Annotated in this window: 15 protein-coding genes; 12 read left to right on the top strand and 3 right to left on the bottom strand. The window is 72.2% G+C overall.

The features are described from left to right. Positions 1–333: 333 nt before the first annotated feature. The 11 genes from rpsF to AVL62_RS04390 all read left to right on the top strand — a co-directional run bounded on the left by rpsF (position 334) and on the right by AVL62_RS04390 (position 11,784). A complete protein-coding gene (gene rpsF / locus AVL62_RS04440; RefSeq protein WP_058890472.1) occupies positions 334–621 on the top strand; it encodes a 30S ribosomal protein S6 in 288 nt (95 codons plus the stop codon). A 59-nt stretch (positions 622–680) separates the two neighbouring features. Beyond that, positions 681–1,328: a single-stranded DNA-binding protein gene (locus AVL62_RS04435; RefSeq protein WP_058890471.1), complete on the top strand. Its 648-nt coding sequence runs from the start codon at positions 681–683 to the stop codon at positions 1,326–1,328. An 89-nt stretch (positions 1,329–1,417) separates the two neighbouring features. Further along, the gene (gene rpsR, locus AVL62_RS04430; protein WP_010147233.1) at positions 1,418–1,654 is read left to right on the top strand and encodes a 30S ribosomal protein S18; all 237 of its coding nucleotides are present in this window, start codon (positions 1,418–1,420) and stop codon (positions 1,652–1,654) included. Positions 1,655–1,674: 20 nt separating this feature from the next. Further along, positions 1,675–2,121, top strand: coding sequence for a 50S ribosomal protein L9 (gene rplI, locus AVL62_RS04425; RefSeq protein WP_058890470.1), 447 nt, complete (start codon positions 1,675–1,677; stop codon positions 2,119–2,121). A gap of 214 nt (positions 2,122–2,335) precedes the next feature. Continuing rightward, positions 2,336–5,290 (top strand): Na+/H+ antiporter subunit A, encoded by a 2,955-nt coding sequence (locus tag AVL62_RS04420; RefSeq protein WP_083518689.1) that lies wholly within the window; start codon positions 2,336–2,338, stop codon positions 5,288–5,290. After that, positions 5,287–5,778, top strand: coding sequence for a Na(+)/H(+) antiporter subunit C (locus AVL62_RS04415; RefSeq protein WP_058890469.1), 492 nt, complete (start codon positions 5,287–5,289; stop codon positions 5,776–5,778). Before AVL62_RS04420 ends, AVL62_RS04415 begins: the two co-directional genes overlap by 4 nt. Continuing rightward, positions 5,775–7,334 (top strand): Na+/H+ antiporter subunit D, encoded by a 1,560-nt coding sequence (locus tag AVL62_RS04410; protein WP_058890468.1) that lies wholly within the window; start codon positions 5,775–5,777, stop codon positions 7,332–7,334. Before AVL62_RS04415 ends, AVL62_RS04410 begins: the two co-directional genes overlap by 4 nt. Continuing rightward, on the top strand, positions 7,331–7,951 hold the full coding sequence (locus tag AVL62_RS04405) for a Na+/H+ antiporter subunit E (protein ID WP_139722848.1): 621 nt from the start codon (positions 7,331–7,333) through the stop codon (positions 7,949–7,951). The genes AVL62_RS04410 and AVL62_RS04405 overlap by 4 nt, the downstream gene beginning before the upstream one ends. After that, complete coding sequence (locus tag AVL62_RS04400; protein WP_058890467.1) at positions 7,948–8,268, top strand: monovalent cation/H+ antiporter complex subunit F; 321 nt, start codon at positions 7,948–7,950, stop codon at positions 8,266–8,268. Before AVL62_RS04405 ends, AVL62_RS04400 begins: the two co-directional genes overlap by 4 nt. Then, positions 8,265–8,621 carry a monovalent cation/H(+) antiporter subunit G gene (gene mnhG / locus AVL62_RS04395; RefSeq protein ID WP_058890466.1) on the top strand — a complete coding sequence of 119 codons (357 nt, stop codon included), beginning with the start codon at positions 8,265–8,267 and terminating at the stop codon, positions 8,619–8,621. Before AVL62_RS04400 ends, mnhG begins: the two co-directional genes overlap by 4 nt. A 73-nt stretch (positions 8,622–8,694) precedes the next feature. Beyond that, the gene (locus AVL62_RS04390) at positions 8,695–11,784 is read left to right on the top strand and encodes a hypothetical protein (RefSeq protein ID WP_058890465.1); all 3,090 of its coding nucleotides are present in this window, start codon (positions 8,695–8,697) and stop codon (positions 11,782–11,784) included. Between the two features lie 9 nt (positions 11,785–11,793). On the opposite strand, the gene AVL62_RS04385 is transcribed toward AVL62_RS04390, so the two are convergent. Further along, on the bottom strand, positions 11,794–13,128 hold the full coding sequence (locus tag AVL62_RS04385) for an MATE family efflux transporter (RefSeq protein ID WP_058890464.1): 1,335 nt from the start codon (positions 13,126–13,128) through the stop codon (positions 11,794–11,796). A 36-nt stretch (positions 13,129–13,164) separates the two neighbouring features. After that, positions 13,165–13,608 carry an Hsp20/alpha crystallin family protein gene (locus AVL62_RS04380; RefSeq protein ID WP_058890463.1) on the bottom strand — a complete coding sequence of 148 codons (444 nt, stop codon included), beginning with the start codon at positions 13,606–13,608 and terminating at the stop codon, positions 13,165–13,167. Positions 13,609–13,984: 376 nt separating this feature from the next. Here AVL62_RS04380 and AVL62_RS04375 point away from each other — a divergent pair, with 376 nt between their 5' ends. Further along, on the top strand, positions 13,985–17,065 hold the full coding sequence (locus AVL62_RS04375) for a replicative DNA helicase (protein ID WP_058890462.1): 3,081 nt from the start codon (positions 13,985–13,987) through the stop codon (positions 17,063–17,065). A 260-nt stretch (positions 17,066–17,325) separates the two neighbouring features. On the opposite strand, the gene AVL62_RS04370 is transcribed toward AVL62_RS04375, so the two are convergent. Beyond that, a complete protein-coding gene (locus AVL62_RS04370; RefSeq protein ID WP_235585540.1) occupies positions 17,326–18,060 on the bottom strand; it encodes a peptidase E in 735 nt (244 codons plus the stop codon). Positions 18,061–18,225 lie beyond the last annotated feature (165 nt).

Raw genomic sequence — 18,225 nt, 5'->3', positions numbered from 1 at the left:
TGGGCCAGGACGACGGCGAGGGAGAGCCCCACGTATCCGGTGCCGGCGATGGCGATCTTCATGCCTCTCCTTCGGGTCGGTGGCGCCCAGTATGTCCCGGCGCGGGTGAGAACATCATGAGGCGGTGGGACGGGGATTAGGTGTGGGTCCGCCGCGGTCGGTATCGTGGTCGGGTTCACCGCCGTCCACGACCCCGGACCTCGGGGCCTGTGGACAGCCCCTGCGGGTGTGTCGAGACGATGGCATGCTGGCAGCGAAGCGGTGAGACGTGTGAAGCCCTCCTGTCACGGAGAGACCGTGACCGCTACAGACCGAAGGAGGTGGGTCCTCACCATGCGTCAGTACGAACTCATGATCATCCTCGACCCCGAGACCGACGAGCGCACCCTCCAGCCCACGCTGGAGAAGATGCTGGCCGTCGTCCCCAAGGACGGTGGCACGATCGACGAGATCGACGTCATGGGCCGGCGCCGTCTGGCCTACGAGATCAAGAAGCAGGCCGAGGGGATCTACGCGGTGGTCAACCTGACCGCGGAGCCCGCGACGGCCAAGGAGCTGGACCGTCAGCTCGGGCTCAACGAGTCCGTCCTGAGGACCAAGCTGCTGCGCCGCGACGCCTGAGCCGCGCCCCGCCGCACACCCCCCAGTCCGACCGCACGACCCGCGAAGGAGCACCTGACATGGCCGGAGAGACTCCGATCACCGTCGTCGGCAACCTGACCGCCGACCCCGAGCTGCGCTTCACCCCCAGCGGTGCGGCCGTCGCCAACTTCACCGTGGCCTCGACGCCGCGGCAGTTCGACCGGCAGACCAACGAGTTCAAGGACGGCGAGACGCTGTTCATGCGCTGCTCGGTCTGGCGCGAGGCTGCCGAGCACGTCTCGGAGTCGCTGCACCGCGGGGACCGGGTCATCGCCACCGGCCGGCTCGTCTCCCGCTCCTGGCAGACCCAGGAGGGCGAGAACCGCACGGTCATGGAGATGCAGGTCGACGAGGTCGGTCCGTCCATGCGGTATGCCACCGCCCAGGTCACCAAGGCCCAGCGCGGCCAGGGTGGCGGCGGAGGTGGCTGGCAGGGCGGCCAGGGCGGCCAGTCCGGCGGCCAGCAGGGCGGCTGGGGCGGGAGCTCCGGCGGCCAGCAGGGTGGCCAGTCCGGCGGTCAGCAGGGCGGCCAGTCCGGCGGTCAGCAGGGCGGTGGCCAGCAGGCCCCGGCCAACGACCCCTGGGCCACCGGCGGGGCCAGCAACAACCCCGGTGGGGGATCCGGCGGCTCCGGCGGGGGCTCGGGGTGGGGCGGCGCGCCGTCCTACGACGAGCCGCCCTTCTGAGCCGGCCGCCCACCACCAGCACCACACCGTTCAACCACCACCATCCCGAGCGATGAGCTCGGGCTCTCACGAAAGGGGAGAGCACCACGATGGCCAAGCCCGTCATGCGTAAGCCGAAGAAGAAGGCGAACCCGCTCAAGTCCGCGAAGATCGAGTCGATCGACTACAAGGACACCGCGCTGCTGCGCAAGTTCATCTCCGACCGGGGCAAGATCCGCGCCCGTCGGGTGACCGGTGTCTCCGTCCAGGAGCAGCGCCGCATCGCCAACGCCGTCAAGAACGCCCGCGAGATGGCGCTGCTGCCCTACAGCAGCTCCGCCCGCTGAGTCGGCGAAGGAGCACTCAGATGAAGATCATCCTCACCCAGCCCGTCACCGGCCTCGGTGACGCCGGCGACGTCGTCGACGTCAAGGACGGCTACGCGCGCAACTTCCTGCTGCCCCGCAAGGTGGCGACGCCCTGGACCAAGGGCGGCCAGAAGCAGGTCGACTCGATCAAGGCCGCGCGCGCCAAGCGTGCCGTCCGCAGCGCCGAGGACGCCGCCGCCGCCAAGGCCCGGCTCGAGGGCGCCGAGATCACCGTCGCCGCGCGCGCCGGCTCCGGCGGCCGCCTCTTCGGCGCCGTCACCCCCGGTGAGATCGCCGACGCGATCCTCGCCGGTGGCGGCCCCCAGGTCGACAAGCGCCGCATCGAGGTCCGTAGCCCGATCCGGAGCGTCGGCGAGCACGCCGTGCACGTGCGTCTGCACGAGGACGTCGCGGCCGACGTCACCGTGAGCGTCGTCGCCGGCTGACCGACGGCTGCGCGAACACCGCAGCGGACGGCCCCGTCTCCCCACGAGGGAGGCGGGGCCGTCCGTCGTTCGTCGGCAGGGCTGACGGCCGTTCCTTGTCGGCAGCGCCTCCACCTGGTGGCGGTGTCGGTGCGAGGGCGAAGGCCAGCATTTGGGGAGGGCGCCGCGCCCCGATAAACTTGGTGGACGAGTCAAGCACCGAGGGGAGACCAGCGTGATCCTGGCTCTTCTGGGGGCGCACCTCGCCGCAGCAGTCGTCGCCCCCTCCCTCATGCGGGTCCTCGGCGGCCGGGCGTTCGCGGTGCTGGCGCTCGTGCCCTCCGCGTCCGCCGCCTGGCTCGCGACCCAGGCCGGTGGCGGCGGCGCCGTGCACGAGGAGTCCGTCGCCTGGGTCCCGGACCTCGGCCTGGCCCTCGCCTTCCGGCTCGACACCCTGTCGACGGTCCTCGCCCTCGTCGTCACGGTCGTCGGCGCGCTGATCCTGCTCTACTGCTCCCGCTACGTCGACCTGCGCACCACGGGGGGCAGCCCGGGTCTGCTCGGCGGGGCGCTCGTGGGCTTCGCCGGCGCCATGCTGGGCCTGGTCACCACGGACGACCTCCTGGCGCTCTACGTGTTCTGGGAGATCACGACCGTCCTGTCCTACCTGCTCGTGGGCTACCTCACCACCAGCGCCGCGAGCACCCGCGCCGCCCGCCAGGCCCTGGTGGTCACCGCGGGCGGGGGACTGGCGATGCTCGTCGGCGTCGTCATCCTCGGCGAGACGGCGGGCACCTACCGCATCAGCGAGCTCGTGGCCGACCCGGTCACCTCGACCGGCCCGCTGGTCGCCTGGGGCGTCGGCCTGCTGCTGCTGGGAGCGATCACCAAGTCGGCGCTGGTGCCGTTCCACTTCTGGCTCCCCGGGGCGATGGCCGCCCCCACCCCGGTGAGCGCCTACCTGCACGCCGCGGCGATGGTCAAGGCGGGTGTCTACCTCGTGGCCAGGTTCGCCCCCGGGTATGCCGACCTCCCGGTCTGGCAGGTCCTGGTGCTGGGGCTCGGGGCGGGCACCATGCTCCTGGGCGGGGTCCGCGCGACCCGCCAGCTCGACCTCAAGCTGCTGCTGGCCTACGGCACGGTGAGCCAGCTCGGGATGCTGGTCCTCCTGCTGGGCTACGGCACCGAGGGTGCCGCGCTGGCCGGGCTCACCCTGCTCCTCGCGCACGCGCTCTTCAAGTCCGCGCTCTTCCTCACCGTCGGTGCGGTCGACCACGCCACCGGCACCCGCGACATACGCCACCTCCGCGGGGTCGGTCGTCGCGCACCCTGGCTGATGGTGGCGGGAACCCTGGCCGCCGCGTCGATGGCCGGACTGCCGGTGCTGCTCGGGTTCGTCGGCAAGGAGGCCGCGCTCACGGCTCTGCTGACACCGGCGGCCGGGTGGGTCTCGCTGCAGGGCGCGGCCGCGGTGGCCTTCGTGCTCGGCTCGGTGCTCACCATGGCCTACTCGCTGCGCTTCGTGTGGGGCGCCTTCACGGACGGCGCGCGCCCGCCCGCGGGTGGGCCGGTGTCGGTGGCCCCGCGCGCCCACGAGTGGCACGCCCCCGGCCCCGTGCTCGTGGGGATCCCGTTGGTGCTGGCGCTCACCGGCCTCCTGCTGGGGCCGACCTCGACCTGGCTCGAGCAGGGGCTGGAGGGCTACTCCGCCACCGCGCAGCGGGTGGCGAGCACCGGACCGGAGGTCCACCTCGGCCTCTGGCACGGGGTCAACGCCCCGCTGCTCGTCTCGGTCGGGGTATGGGTCCTGGGCGGGCTGTGGTTCTGGCTGCAGGCGCGTCGTCCTGCCGAGGTGCCGATCCCGCTCTCTCCCGTCGACGCCGCCCGGGCCTACCACGGCCTGATGCGGGGCCTGGACCGGCTCGCGCTGGAGACCACGGGCTTCCTGCAGCGTGGCTCGCTCCCGCTGCTGCTGGGGACGATCTTCACCGTGCTGGTGCTGCTGCCCGGCACGCAGCTGCTGCTGGGGGCGAACCGCTGGCCGCAGCGCGACCAGCTGCGCCTGGCCGAGAGCGCGGCGCAGGTCGCGGTGGCGGCCCTGGTGGTCGCCTCGGCCGTGCTGGCCGCGCGGGCCCGTCGCCGGCTGCGGGCGGCGTTCCTGGTGGCGGTGACGGGCTACGGCACGGCCATCCTGTTCCTGCTCCACGGCGCCCCGGACCTGGCGCTCACCCAGATCCTCGTCGAGACCGTGTCGCTGGTGGTGCTGGTGCTCGTCCTGCGCCGGCTGTCCGGTCGCTTCCCCGACGACCCGAGCACCCTGACCCGCCGGCTCCGGGCGCTGCTCGGCGTCGCGGTGGGGGTCGTCGTGGGCGCGACCACGCTGGTGGCCACCGCCTCCCGGGTCCACGCCCCGGCCGCCGGGGACCTGGCCGAGCGGTCCGTCGACTACGGGGCCGGCCGCAACATCGTCAACGTCATCCTCGTCGACGTCCGGGCCTGGGACACGATGGGCGAGCTGTCCGTGGTGCTGGCCTGCGCGACCGGCGTGGCCAGCCTGGTGTTCCTCCGCGAGGAGGCCATGGACCGCGTCCGGGCCGGACTGCGCAGCGCCCGCGGCGACCGGGCCGGGATGCGGGCGGGCACCTCCGAGACCACGGGGGCCATCCTGCCCAGCCGCCGGATCTCCGGCATCCTCGCGCTGGACCCGGAGCGGCGCTCGGTGATCCTGGAGGTGGTGACCCGGCTGGTCTTCCACACGATCCTGCTGTGGTCGGTCTACCTGCTCCTCTCCGGCCACAACCAGCCCGGCGGCGGCTTCGCCGCCGGCATCGTGGCCGGGCTCGCCCTCTGCCTGCGCTACCTCGGGGGTCGTGGCTACGAGCTGCGGGCCGCGCTCCCGGTGATGCCTGCCGTGCTGCTCGGCAGCGGGCTGTTCATCGCCGCCGGGTCCGCCGTGATCCCCATGCTCTTCGGCTCCGCGGCCCTGCGGACCTGGGACGCCTACCTCACCATCCCGCTGGTGGGCGAGGTGCACCTGGTGACCTCGCTGCTCTTCGACATCGGCGTCTACCTCGTCGTCATCGGCCTCATGCTCGACGTGCTGCGCAGCCTGGGCTCCGGCATCGACGCCCAGATCGCCCGCGAGCGCGAGCGTGAGGACGAGCGCGCCGAGGCGGAGGTGCGCCCGTGACCGTCAACGTGACCCTCATCCTCGTGGCCAGCGTGCTCGTCGGCACCGGCGCCTACCTCTTCCTGTCCCGGTCGCTGGTGCGCGCGCTCATGGGCTTCCTGCTCATGGGCAACGGGGTCAACCTGCTGTTCGTCGTCGGCTCCGGCCCGGCGGGCTCGCCGCCCATCGTCGGCGCCGGTGACGGGGGCCCCATGGCCGACCCGGTGCCCCAGGCGCTGGTGCTGACGGCCATCGTCATCACCCTGGCGATGACGGCCTTCGTGCTCGCGCTCGCCCACCGGGGCTGGCAGGTGGGCCGGGACGACCTCGTCGCCGACGACACCGAGTCCGCCCGCATCCACGCCCGAGCCGAGGCCGACGACCTCGGCGGCCAGCCCGGTGCCCGTGAGCAGGCGGAGGAGATCGCCGCCGAGACCGAGCGCTCGGAGCGGGCCCACCACGGTCGCCGCGACGACGAGGCGCACGACGACGAGGGGGGCACCGCATGAGCGACGGCTACGCCTGGATGGTGCCCCTGCTGGTCCTGCTGCCGCTGATCGGCGCCGGGCTCACCCTGGCCGCGGCCGGGCGCACCGCTGTGCAGCGGGTGGTGAGCGTCACCGCGCTCTCGGGGATGACCGTGCTGGCCGGGGTGCTGCTGTGGGCCAGCGACACCCAGGGGCCCCAGGTGATGTTCGTCGGGGGCTGGGCCGTGAACGAGGGCATCGTGCTGGTGGTGGACCGGCTGGCGGCGCTCATGGTGATCGTCTCGACGATCGTCACGCTGGCGGTCCTCGCGTACTCGATCGGCCAGGGCGCCAGCGGATTCGACCAGGAGAGCGACGGGCACTCCCCGCTGCCGGTCTTCCACCCCACGCTGCTGGTGCTGGCGGCCGGGGTGACCACCACCTTCATCTCCGGCGACCTGTTCCACCTCTACGTCGGCTTCGAGATGCTGCTCTCGGCGAGCTTCGTGCTGCTGACGCTGGGTGGCACCGCCGAGCGGGTCCGGGCGGGCACGACATACGTGCTGGTCTCGCTGCTGTCCTCGATCATCTTCCTCGCGGCGATCGGGCTCACCTACGGAGCCACGGGCACCATCAATCTGGCCCTGCTCAGCGAACGGCTCGGGGAGATCGCGCCCGGCACGGCCGCGCTGCTGCAGCTCATGCTGCTCGTCGCCTTCGCGGTCAAGGCGGCCGTCTTCCCCATGTCGGGATGGCTGCCCGACTCCTACCCGACGGCGCCCGCACCGGTGACCGCGGTCTTCGCCGGGCTGCTGACCAAGGTCGGCATCTACGCGATGATCCGCACCCAGACGCTGCTGTTCCCCGGGTCCTCGTTCAGCGACCTGCTGCTGGTGGCCGCGCTGCTCACGATGATCGTGGGGATCCTCGGCGCGATCGCGCAGGACGACATCAAGCGGATGCTGAGCTTCACCCTCGTCAGCCACATCGGGTTCCTCCTCTTCGGGATCGCCCTGGGCAGCACCCACGGGCTGGCCGCCGCGATCTTCTACGTGGTCCACCACATCACCGTGCAGACCACGCTCTTCCTCGTCCTGGGGCTGGTCGAGCGGGTCGGTGGCTCGACGGACAGCACCCGGCTGGGTGACCTGGCCAGGATCTCGCCCCTGGTGGGGGTCCTGTTCTTCGTGCCGGCGATGAACATGGCCGGGATCCCCCCGTTCAGCGGCTTCCTCGGCAAGGTCGGTCTGGTCCAGGCCGGCGTGGCCGAGGGGTCCTGGCTGGCGCTGCTGCTCGTGGCCGGCTCGGTGCTGACCTCCCTGCTCACCCTGTATGCCGTCGCGAAGGTGTGGGGGCGCGCGTTCTGGTCCGAGAACGCCCGCGGCATCACCGGTCAGGGACCGGTGCGCGGTGGGCACCACGAGGCCCTCGGCCTCGGGGTGCTGGCACCGACCATGGCGCTCGTCGCCGTCGGGCTGGCGCTGACCGTGGTGGCCGGGCCGCTCTTCGACATCACCACGCGGTCCGCCGTCGACCTCGTGCTGCGCGAGCCCTACCTGGACGCGGTCCTCGGGGTCCGGGCGGAGGCCGGGCTGTGACGGGCGCCGACCGGCTGCGGCGGCGGGGCGTGCGTCGTCTCCTCCCGCCCGTGTCGCCGTGGGGGTTGCTCTGGCTCACCGCCGTCTGGGTGCTGCTGTGGGGCAGCCTCGACGTGCTCAACGTCCTGGGGGGTGTGCTCGTCGCGCTGCTGGTGCTCGTGCTCTTCCCGCTGCCCAGGGTCGACCTCCACCTGCGGGTGCGGCCGCTGGGGCTGCTGGTGCTCCTCGGCCGCTTCCTCCTGGACCTGGTCCGCGCCTCGGTCGAGGTCGCCTGGCTCTCCGTCCGGCCCGGGCCGGTCGCCACGGGGGTGGTGATGGACCTGCAGCTGGCCACCGACGACCCGCTGCTGCAGACGCTGACCGCGGAGATGGTCTCGCTGGTGCCGGGGTCGGTGGTCATCGAGCTGGACCCGGGCAGCCGGGTGCTGACGCTGCACGCGCTCGACGTGCGCACGCGACACCAGGCCGAGCGGGTCCGCCACAAGGTGCGTGCGCAGGAGGCGAGGGTGCTGCGCGCCCTGCACCCCGACCCGGCGTCCGTGCTGGACCCCCGGCGGCACCGGCGCGGGACCCCGGGCGCCGGGGCGGGAGCCACGAGCGAGGAGGAGACGTCATGAGCATCGACCTGGTCGAGACCGTCCTGACCTGGATCGTCGGTGGGCTGCTGGCGGTCTCGGCCACGCTCACCCTCATCCGCATCACCATCGGGCCCAGCGTGCTGGACCGGGTGGTCGCCACGGACGTCCTCGTGTCCATCGTCATCTGCGCCCTGGGGGCCTACGCCGCCCTGAGCGACGCCTGGACCACGCTGCCCCTGCTCATCTCGCTGTCCCTGGTCGGCTTCCTCGGCTCGGTCGCGGTGGCCCGATTCGTGGCGCGGGACCGGGACACCCCCGCACCCCTGCCGGAGCCGGACGGGGAGGAGACGTCATGACGGCGGTCGACGTGCTGGACGTCCTGGGGCTGGTCTGCCTGCTCCTCGGCGCCCTGCTCTGCCTCGCCGCGGCCATCGGGCTGCTGCGCTTCCCCGACCTGCTCACCCGCATGCACGCCGGGACCAAGCCGCAGGTGCTGGGGGTGCTCCTGGTCATCCTGGGCGTCGGGCTGCGCTCGCGCTCGGGGCTGGACGTCGGGATGCTCGTGCTCATCGGGCTCTTCCAGCTGCTGACCATCCCGGCGGGGTCGCACATGGTGGGCCGCGCCGGCTTCCGGACCGGCCAGATCGCCCCGGCACACATCCACCTGGGGCAGCGCGACGACGAGGGGGATCCCCGGCCCCAGGGGTAGCCGCCCAGGTATCTGACGCGCGGCCGACGGCTCTGTCCAGCACGACCACGCCGCGCTCACGACCTGGAGCACCATGGACCCGACGACCCTGCCCCGGCGCACGCTCATCCTGCTCACGGTCTGCGGCGCGCTGCTCATCTCGCTCACCGAGATCGACCGGCTGATCCGGATGGTCCAGGCCGGGCCGGAGGGCTTCTCGCTCGGGCTGGCGCAGGTGAGCTCACCGCGGTTGCCGCTGCCCCCACCCGGCTCGGCGTCGCAGCCCTGGCTGGCCATCCACCAGCTCGGCATGGGGGGCGACCCCGCGGCCCAGGCTCAGGCCGACCTGCTCGTCGGGCTGTGGCTCGGCGTCGACGTGGCCTTCGCCATCACCTACGGGCTGCTGCTGTGGTCTCTGCTGTCGCGCGTCGTGGACCGCGGAGCCGTGCTCCCCCAGGCTCCTGTCCGGTTGCTCACCTGGCCGCGGCCGTGGGTGGTCTGGGTCGCGGTGGCCGCCGACGTGGCCGAGAACGTCCTGCTGGCCCTGCTGGTCCTCGGGCCGGCGAGCGAGGCGCCACCGGCGTTCCTCGTGCCGGCCACCGCGTGGACGAGCGCCCTGAAGTGGGTCCTGCTGCTCGCGGTGGCGGTGCAGCTCGGGTACGCGTTGCTCGGCACGCCGGCCGGCCGCACGTGGCTCTCCCGCCGGGGCCGTGCGGTCTACGCCCAGCGGTTCTCGGCGCTGGCCTTCGCGCCCGTCGCCCTGCTGGCCCTGGTCCCGGGCAGCGGCATCCTGGACCAGCTCCCGGACATCCAGCGCACCTGGTTCGCCACCGGGGACGGGCGCACCGCCGTGCCGGGCTGGGTGCACGCCCTGCTGGCGTCGGTGCTGCTGCTGCTCGTCACCCTCGGCCTGGTCCTGCTCGGTCGCCTCATCGCCGACAACGTCGCGCGCCGCGTGGTGGACGCCCGTGATCTGGCGCCGCGTCCCGCGCCCGCGCTGCGGCAGTGGCTCTTCGGGCCGGTGGTCGTCGTGGTGCTGTGGGGAGGGGCCGGGCTGGCGGGCACCGCGGAGGTGCGGTGGGGCTGGACCCTGGCCTTCGTCGCGGTGCCGGCGCTCATCGTGGCGGGGTCGTGGGTCACCACCCGGCGCGCCCCGACCCTGGTGAGTCCTCCCCCGAGCATCTACGACGCCGCGACCGCGGCCCAGGTCCGTCGCGTCGGAGACATCCTGGCGTTGAGCGGTCTGGTCGTGGGCACCCTCGCGCTCATCCGCTCGCACCTCGTGCTCACGGTCCTGGGCGAGGGCACGCCGTTCCAGCGCTGCGTGCCGCTGCTGGCGCTGGCCGGGGCGATCCTCGTGTGGTGGCTGGGCCCCTGGGCCCTCGACCGGCTCCAGGGGCTGCCCGGGGTGGGTGACCTGTTCACCCCCGGTGCCGGCACCAGCACCGTGGTGGGGGAGGACGAGATCGGGCCGTGGGGGCGGCCGACGCAGCCCGGGTCGCGGCGCCTGTGGTGGCTGGCCTGGGGGCTGATCTGGGTGAGCACCGCGGTGGTGGTGGCCCTGGCGGTCTGGCCGGTGGGCCTGTCCGCCCTCCTCGGGGTGATCGGCGTCGTCATGCTGGGCCTGGGCGCCCTCATGCTGCTGGTGGGCGCGAGCGTGGTGCTCCACCACTTCTACGCCCCGCCACAGCTCTTCTGGTGGCCCGCCCTGCGGCTGCGCGAGGCCCCGGTGGCCCTCCTCCTCACCGCTGCCGTCGTCGCGGCCCTCGTCCCGGGGAGCAGTCACCAGGTCCACGGCATCCGAGGGTCGCTGGCCGGGCAGCTGCCTGGTGCGGTCGCCCGCCCCGCGCCCCTGTCCGACGCGGTGTCCGCCTGGTGGGCCCGCACCGAGGACTGCGTCGTCGAGACACCGCAGGGCCCGGCCCGTCCGATGATCCTCGTGGCGGCCGAGGGGGGCGGGATCCGGGCGGCGTACTGGAGCGCTGCCGCCCTCCACCAGATCGGGCTGAACAACCCCTGCGGGTTGGACGCCGTCCTGCTCGCGAGCGGGGTCAGCGGCGGCTCCGTCGGGCTGGCGGTGAGCCGCTTCGCCGAGGACCAGGCCGACGCGGTCGACGAGGTCTGGGCCATGGGCGCCCCGGACGCGCTGGCCCAGGCCAGCCTGGGTCTGCTCATCCGTGACCCGGCCTACGCCGTGACCGGGCTGCCCGCGGGGTCGGACGCACCAGGAGAGGGCTGGCACGACCGGGCTGCGCTGATGGAGATGGCCTGGGAGCAGAGCTCGCCGGGCCTCGCGGCCGACTTCCTGGAGCCGCCCCTGGACCGCCCACCGGGTCAGCTCAGTGCCGCCCTGGTGCTCAACTCGACGGCGGCCTCGTCGGGCTGCCGGGTGCTGGTGAGCCAGGTCGACCTGGGCCCGGGCCCGGTGTCGGACTGCGCGGACCTGGGGTCGCCGCTGGCCTACAGCCGGGACTTCTACGCCGACTACCTGCCGCCGTCCCCCGCCGCCGGGGCAGGGACCGCTCCCGACGGGACCGAGACGTGCGTCGGGTCCGTCCCGGCGTCGACGGCCTCGATGGCCTCGGCCCGCTTCCCCTACGTGACGCCCTCGGGGGTGGTGGGACCCTGCGGGGACGCACCGCAGGCCCAGCTCATCGACGGTGGCTATGCCGAGGGCAGCGGTCTGGGCACCGTCGTCGACCTGGCGCCACGGCTGCTCGCGGAGGTGGCCGAGCAGGACCCGTCGGCGCGCGTCGTGCCGATCGTCGTCTACCTCGACAACGGCCGCGGCAGCGACCTGGTTCAGCCGCCGCCGGAGCCGGTGGCGGAGGTGCTGGTCCCGCTGGTCGGCAACGGCAGCGCCGCGCTCACCCAGAAGGACACCCCTGCGCTCCTGCAGCGGGCCCGCGAGCTGACCGGCGCGGTGAGCCCCGACGTCCCGACGGTCTACGTCGTCACCCAGGCGAGCCGCCCTGCGGTCGAGGCTCCCCTCGGCTGGGTGCTGTCGCCGGCCAGCCGGGAGGACATGCTCGACTCCCTGGGCGAGGGGGTGGACGATGCGGTCACCCAGTGCAGGCGCAGCGTCGAGCCCACCGACGCCCCGGTCGAGGGCAGGCCGGCGCGCTACCCGGGGCTGGCCGAGCTGCTCGTGGCGCTGGACGGGTGCGAGCGGCTGCGACGCTGAGCCCGCGGCTCAGCGCTCCGCGCCCACCACCATCCACGTCTCCCCGCGGGACCGCCGCCACAGGAGGAGGGCCCGCACGGTCATGAAGCCGGTGAAGGCGACCCACAGCCAGACCAGGCCGGTCGTCCCGTCCACCCCGCTGAGCCGGACCCCGAGCACCATGGGGAGGTAGGCCACGGTCGCCGCGGTCTGGGCCCAGGCCAGCCAGCGGGTGTCCCCGGCCCCGATGAGCACCCCGTCGAGGATGAAGGCGATGCCGGCGATCGGCTGCCCGAGCGCGACGACGACGAGCGCCGCCCCGAGGGCGGACCGCACGTCCAGGTCCTGGCTGAAGCCGAGCGGGATGACGCGGTGGAGGGCCAGGATCACCCCGGTGAGGATGACCCCGAACCAGATCGACCACCGGACCATGAGCGTGGTCGCCGCGCGGGTGCCCTCCCGGTCCCCCGCGCCGAGGGTCTTGCCGGTGAGCGCCTGGGCGGCGATGGCCAGGGCGTCGAGCGCGAAGGCGAGCGTGGACCACACCGTCATCGCGACCTGGTGGGCGGCGAGCTGCTCGTCACCCAGCCCGGCTGCCGACCAGGTGGTGACGAGCAGGGCCGCCCGCAGGGCCACGGTCCGCACGAGCAGGGGTATGCCGCCGCGCGCCGCGCGCAGCACCCCGGCGCCGTGGAAGGTGAGCGAGGACCCGAGCCGGCCGGCTCCCCGGACGACGACGAGGACGAGACCGAGCGCCATACCCGTCTGCGCGAGGACGGTGCCGATCGCCGCGCCGGCGATGCCCCACCCGACGCCGTGCACGAGCAGCAGGGACAGCAGGGCGTTGGCGGAGAAGCCGACCACCGAGGCGACCAGCGGCGTGCGGGTGTCCTGGAGGCCGCGCAGGACACCGGTCGCGGCCAGGACGACGAGCATCGAGGGGATGCCGAGCGCCGACCAGCGCAGGTAGGTGACCGCCTCGGCCGAGACCTCGGGACCGTCGCCGAAGAGCTGCACGAGGGGCCCGGCCAGGACGGCGGTGACGACCGCGCCCGCCGCCCCGAGCAGCAGCGCCAGCCAGATGCCGTCGATGCCGGCGCTGACGGCGCCGCGCTGGTCACCGGCACCGAGCCGGCGGGCGACGACGGCGGTGGTGCCGTAGGCCAGGAAGACGAAGATGTTGACCGCCGTGAGCAGGACGGCGCTCGCGACGCCGAGCCCGGCCAGGGCGGAGGTGCCGAGGTAGCCGACGATGGCGGAGTCGGCGAGCAGGAACAGCGGCTCGGCCACGAGGGCGAGGAACGCCGGGACGGCCAGGCGCAGGATCTCCCTGGCCTGGCCGTCCCGCGGTGCGGTGTCGCTCACCCGCCCGAGTCTGTCACCGGGGGGCGACACCCCCGGTCATCGGGCTGCGGCCTCCTCCGGCACGCGCTCGCCCTCGATGCTCTGCTGCCCGCGGTGGGTGACGTTGATCTTGCGCGGCTTGGCCTCCTCGGCCACCGGGAAGGTCAGCGTGAGCACACCGTCGGTGTAGTCGGCCTCGATGCGGTCCAGCGCCACCCCGTAGCCGAGGGTCAGCTGGCGGGCGAAGGTGCCGGCGGGCCGCTCGTGGGAGAGCCACTGCTCGACATCGGTCTGCTCCCGCCGCTCGGCGCGCAGGGTGAGGGTGCGGTCCTCGACGTCGATGTCGATGGACCCCGGGTCGACGCCGGGGAGGTCGACACGGGCGACGAAGTGGTCTCCCGCGCGGTAGAGGTCCATGGGCATGGCGGACGCCGTGGTGGGGGTCGTGCGCAGCTCGGACATCAGGCGGTCCATCTCGCGCAGCGGGTCGAAGCGGTTCATCAGGGTTCCTCCTTGTCTCGACGCGGGTGCGTTAGCACTCGTGCTTATAGAGTGCTAAACGCGGGTGGAGGTGTCAACCTTCCCGAGGGGTTCGTGGCGACTTTTCCTCCACAGGGTGTGCGAGGAGTCTGTGCAGGTCAGCGTGGTGGTGTGACTCAAGTTTCTCGGCTGTCCACAGCACTGTCCACACTCCTGTGCGGCGCGCCGGTCGGTCGTCCCCACGGCGTCCCCAAGGTGTCCACACGTCCTCCACAGGGCGGTGCTGCGGACGAGGCCCCGGGGCCGTACGGTGGGCCGTCGGCGACTTCGCGCGGGGGTCTGTCGGTGGGCGGTGCTGCACTGGTCCGCACTGGAGTTCGATCGTCGGGAGGCCGGTATGGCGCTGAGCGAGATGGAGGTCTACGGACCGCCGGACCAGGGCCCGGGTGGGGGCCCGGAGGACCGGCTGCCCCCGCAGGACGTCGCCGCCGAGCGCAGCGCGCTGGGCTCGATGATGCTGTCCAAGGACGCCATCGCCGAGTGCTCGGAGATGGTCAAGGCGCAGGACTTCTACCGCCCCGCGCACGAGACGATCTTCGAGGCGTGCGTCGACCTCTACTCGCGCGGCGAGCCGGTGGACGCGATCACCGTCGGCGACGAGCTGACCAAGCGGGGCGACCTGCAGCGGATCGGCGGCACGGCATACCTCCACCAGCTCATCGCCGAGGTGCCGACGGCCGCCAACGCCGCGTTCTACGCCGAGATCGTCGCCGAGCGCGCGGTGCTGCGCCGGCTGGTCGACGCCGGCACGCGCATCGTCCAGATCGGCTACCAGGGCGGGGACGTCGAGGACATCGTCAACGCCGCCCAGGCGGAGGTGTATGCCGTCGCCGACAAGCGCGGCGGCGAGGACTACCAGGCGCTCGGCATGCTCATCGAGCCCACCATGGACGAGATCGAGCATGCGGCCGGGTCCTCGGGGGAGATGACCGGCGTGCCGACGGGCTTCGCCGAGCTCGACGAGCTGACCAACGGCCTGCACCCCGGTCAGATGGTCATCATCGCGGCCAGGCCTGCTGTCGGGAAGGCGCTCGCGCTGGAGACCCCGCTGCCGACGCCCGGCGGCTGGACCACCATGGGTGAGGTCACCGTCGGTGACGAGCTACTGGGGGCTGACGGTCGACCGACCTCCGTCGTCGCGGCGACCGAGGTCATGCACGACCGTCCCTGCTACGAGGTCGAGTTCTCCGACGGGTCGGTCATCGTGGCCGACGAGGAGCATCTCTGGGCATGTGCTGAGGGCGACGGGCACCGCGTCCTGACGACCGGAGAAGCTGTCACCGCTCTGGAAGCCGGAGACAGTCTGCAGATCGGACGAGGCGGAGACCAACCGGCGACCTGGGCGGTCCGTGAGATCCGCTCCGTGACGTCGGTCCCGGTGCGCTGCGTGCAGGTGGCCGCTCGTGACCACCTCTATCTTGCGGGTCGCTCCATGATCCCGACCCACAACTCGACCATCGCCCTGGACTTCGCCCGGGCCGCGGCGATCAAGCACCAGATGGCGACGGTCGTCTTCTCCTTGGAGATGAGCCGCACCGAGATCACCATGCGCCTGCTCTCGGCGGAGTCGGAGATCCCGCTGCAGAACATGCGCAAGGGCAACATGCGCGACCGCGACTGGACCCGGCTGGCCGAGACGCAGGGCCGCATCACCGATGCGCCGCTGTTCATCGACGACAGCCCCAACATGTCGCTCATGGAGATCCGGGCCAAGTGCCGCCGGCTCAAGCAGCGCAACAACCTGCGGATGGTCATCATCGACTACCTGCAGCTCATGAGCTCGGGCAAGCGCGTGGAGTCGCGCCAGCAGGAGGTCGCCGAGTTCTCCCGGGCGCTCAAGCTGCTCGCCAAGGAGCTCGAGGTGCCGGTCATCGCGCTCTCCCAGCTCAACCGCGGCCCGGAGCAGCGGACGGACAAGAAGCCGCAGATGAGCGACCTGCGCGAGTCCGGGTGTCTCACCGCGGACACCCGTGTCCTGCGGGCCGACACCGGTGCCGAGGTCACCCTGGGGGAGCTGCACGAACGAGGCGCGAAGGATGTGCCCGTCTGGTCGCTGGACGAGTCCCTCCGCTACGTCCGACGGCACCTGACCCACGTCTTCCCCACGGGCCGCAAGCCTGTGTTCCGGCTCACCCTGGCCTCGGGCAAGACGGTTGCTGCCACCGAGAACCATCCCTTCCTGACCTACGACGGGTGGAAGCAGCTGGGGGACCTGCGCGACGGAGACCGGCTCGCGGTGCCTCGTCACGTGCCGGCACCCGAGCAGCACGAGCCGTGGGACGACGACCACCGGGTGGTGCTGCTCGCCCACATGCTGGGGGACGGGTCGATGCTGCGGCGGCAGCCGCTGCGCTACGCCTCCATCGACGAGGAGAACCTGCGCGCGGTCACCACGGCGGCCCTGTCGTTCGGTGTGGTGGCCGTCCGCGACGAGTATGCCGCGGCGCGATGCACGACCTTGCGGCTGCGGGCGCCCTTCCGGCTCGCCCGGGGACGGCGCAACCCGATCGCCGAGTGGCTTGACGACCTGGGCGTGTTCGACAGGCGGAGCCACGAGAAGTTCGTCCCAGAGCAGGTGTTCCACCTGTCCAAGCGGCAGATCGGCCTCTTCCTGCACCACCTCTGGGCCACCGACGGGTCGGTGACGGTCAACCGGACGCAGGACGGCGGCCGCGTCTACTACGCCTCGACCTCCCGACGTCTCGTCGACGACATCAGCCGTTTGCTGCTGAGATTCGGGATCTCGTGCCGCATCCGCACCGTGCGGAAGACGGGCTACCGGGACGGCTACACCCTGGACATCTCCGGATCGGACAGCCAGCGCCGCTTCCTGCAGGAGATCGGCGTGTTCGGCGGTCGATCTGCCTCGGCGGCGCAGCTGCTCGAGGTCATCCGTGACCGTCAGGCCAACACCAACGTCGACACCGTGCCCCGAGAGGTCTGGGGTGACGTGCGGCGCGTCATGGGCGACCGCGGCATGACCACCCGGCAGCTGCAGGCAGCGGCAGGCTCGCAGTACTGCGGGAGCACCTTCTACCGGCACGCCCCTTCCCGGGAGCGGCTGGGCCGGATCGCCACCGTGCTGGACAGCGCTGAGCTGGAGCTGTATGCCGTGAACGACGTCTTCTGGGACGAGGTGCGCTCCGTCGAGCTCGTGGGGATCGAGGAGGTCTACGACGCGACCGTGCTGGGCAACCACAACTTCGTGGCCAACGGCATCGCCGTCCACAACTCGATCGAGCAGGACGCGGACGTCGTCATCCTGCTGCACCGCGAGTCGCTCTACGAGCGCGAGTCACCCCGTGAGGGCGAGGCGGACGTCATCGTCGCCAAGCACAGGAACGGCCCGACGGACACCGTGGTGGTCGCCTTCCAGGGGCACTACAGCCGGTTCACCAACATGGCGAGCAACTTCTAGTGAGATCTCCGGGCAAGAATGAAATCTGCCAGATTTCATTTCATCTCATGCATTGACATTCGCAGCCAGGCGTGGTACGGGGAAGGCCTCGTCAGGCTTGTCGAGATGCAGCGGAGATTGCACAACCCTGAGCGGCGAACCTTGCACGATCGAGTCCGTCGCGGCTGGTCGTGCAAAGTAGGAGGTTCCCTGTCGGCGGCAAATCTTGGATGTCGTCTTTGCCTGTGGGGGCCTACGCGGTTGCTTGGGTCCGACGGTGTTCAGCTCAGCAGGCGCACGGGGATCTCGTGCTCGACCGCCTGGTCGCCGGTCCGCTGGACCCGAAGGGCCGGGTGCCCCTCGGCTTCGCCGACCGCCTCGATGAGTGAACCGTCGCGCCACACCAGGGCCACGTGGTCATCGGCCGCGTAGGTCGTCGGCAGCTGTCCGGTGGCGACCCAGCGACGCAGGCTGGCCCGGCGGTCCTGCTCGCCGAGCAGGTGCGGGCACGCCCCTCCGGGCAAGAAACCGAGACCGTCGCGCAGCGGGGACAGTTCGCCGTAGGAGTCGGTTGAGGACGCTTGGTACCAGCAGTTCATCCCGGCGCTGATCCCGGCCAGCACGGTCCCCTGCCCGGCGGCGCGACGCAGGATGTCGGGCAGGCCGTGAAGACGCCACAGCGCGAGCAGGTTGGCGGTCGAGCCGCCGCCGACGTAGATGAGGTCCTGGTCCAGCAGCATGGAAGGGTCGCTGTAGCCCCACGGGTCCTGGCAGAAGAGCGAGAGCACGGACGTCTCAGCTCGACCGGTGAACGCCTGCTGGAACCGCTCGCAGTAGTTGGGGGAGTCGCCGCTGGCGGTCGGGATGAAGCAGACCCTGGGGTGCTCGGTCCCGGTCAGGTCGATGAGGTGGTCATCTATCAGGGAGTGGCCGTCCTCCGACATCGAGAACCCACCGCCTCCCAGGGTGACGATCGTGCCGAAGGCGGGAAACGACGTCAGCATGGCTTCTTCCATGGCCCGCAGGGTACGGAACCACGCTCGCGCCCACCCAAGGAGCCGTCGCCAAACTCACCCGAGCCTGGGCTGACGGCCCGGGGTACGGCTGGCGGCAGATTCGGACGAGCGTAGTCGTCCTCAGTGCGGCTACGTGTTTCATTGACGTCAGGATCGGGCCCGGCC

The sequence above is a fragment of the Serinicoccus chungangensis genome (genome assembly GCF_001483745.1).
Classification (GTDB): Bacteria; Actinomycetota; Actinomycetes; order Actinomycetales; family Dermatophilaceae; genus Ornithinicoccus; species Ornithinicoccus chungangensis_A.
The sequence above is the reverse complement of the archived record's forward strand: the minus strand, read 5'-3'. Positions and strand labels throughout refer to the sequence as shown.

Bases quoted from the DNA above. Each gene is read 5' to 3' on its own strand.
- rpsF (WP_058890472.1), top strand. From the start codon at position 334: ATGCGTCAGTACGAACTCATGATCATCCTCGACCCCGAGACCGACGAG.
- AVL62_RS04435 (WP_058890471.1), top strand. From the start codon at position 681: ATGGCCGGAGAGACTCCGATCACCGTCGTCGGCAACCTGACCGCCGAC.
- rpsR (WP_010147233.1), top strand. From the start codon at position 1,418: ATGGCCAAGCCCGTCATGCGTAAGCCGAAGAAGAAGGCGAACCCGCTC.
- rplI (WP_058890470.1), top strand. From the start codon at position 1,675: ATGAAGATCATCCTCACCCAGCCCGTCACCGGCCTCGGTGACGCCGGC.
- AVL62_RS04410 (WP_058890468.1), top strand. From the start codon at position 5,775: ATGAGCGACGGCTACGCCTGGATGGTGCCCCTGCTGGTCCTGCTGCCG.
- AVL62_RS04400 (WP_058890467.1), top strand. From the start codon at position 7,948: ATGAGCATCGACCTGGTCGAGACCGTCCTGACCTGGATCGTCGGTGGG.
- mnhG (WP_058890466.1), top strand. From the start codon at position 8,265: ATGACGGCGGTCGACGTGCTGGACGTCCTGGGGCTGGTCTGCCTGCTC.
- AVL62_RS04390 (WP_058890465.1), top strand. From the start codon at position 8,695: ATGGACCCGACGACCCTGCCCCGGCGCACGCTCATCCTGCTCACGGTC.
- AVL62_RS04380 (WP_058890463.1), bottom strand. From the start codon at position 13,608: ATGAACCGCTTCGACCCGCTGCGCGAGATGGACCGCCTGATGTCCGAG.
- AVL62_RS04375 (WP_058890462.1), top strand. From the start codon at position 13,985: ATGGCGCTGAGCGAGATGGAGGTCTACGGACCGCCGGACCAGGGCCCG.
- AVL62_RS04370 (WP_235585540.1), bottom strand. From the start codon at position 18,060: ATGGAAGAAGCCATGCTGACGTCGTTTCCCGCCTTCGGCACGATCGTC.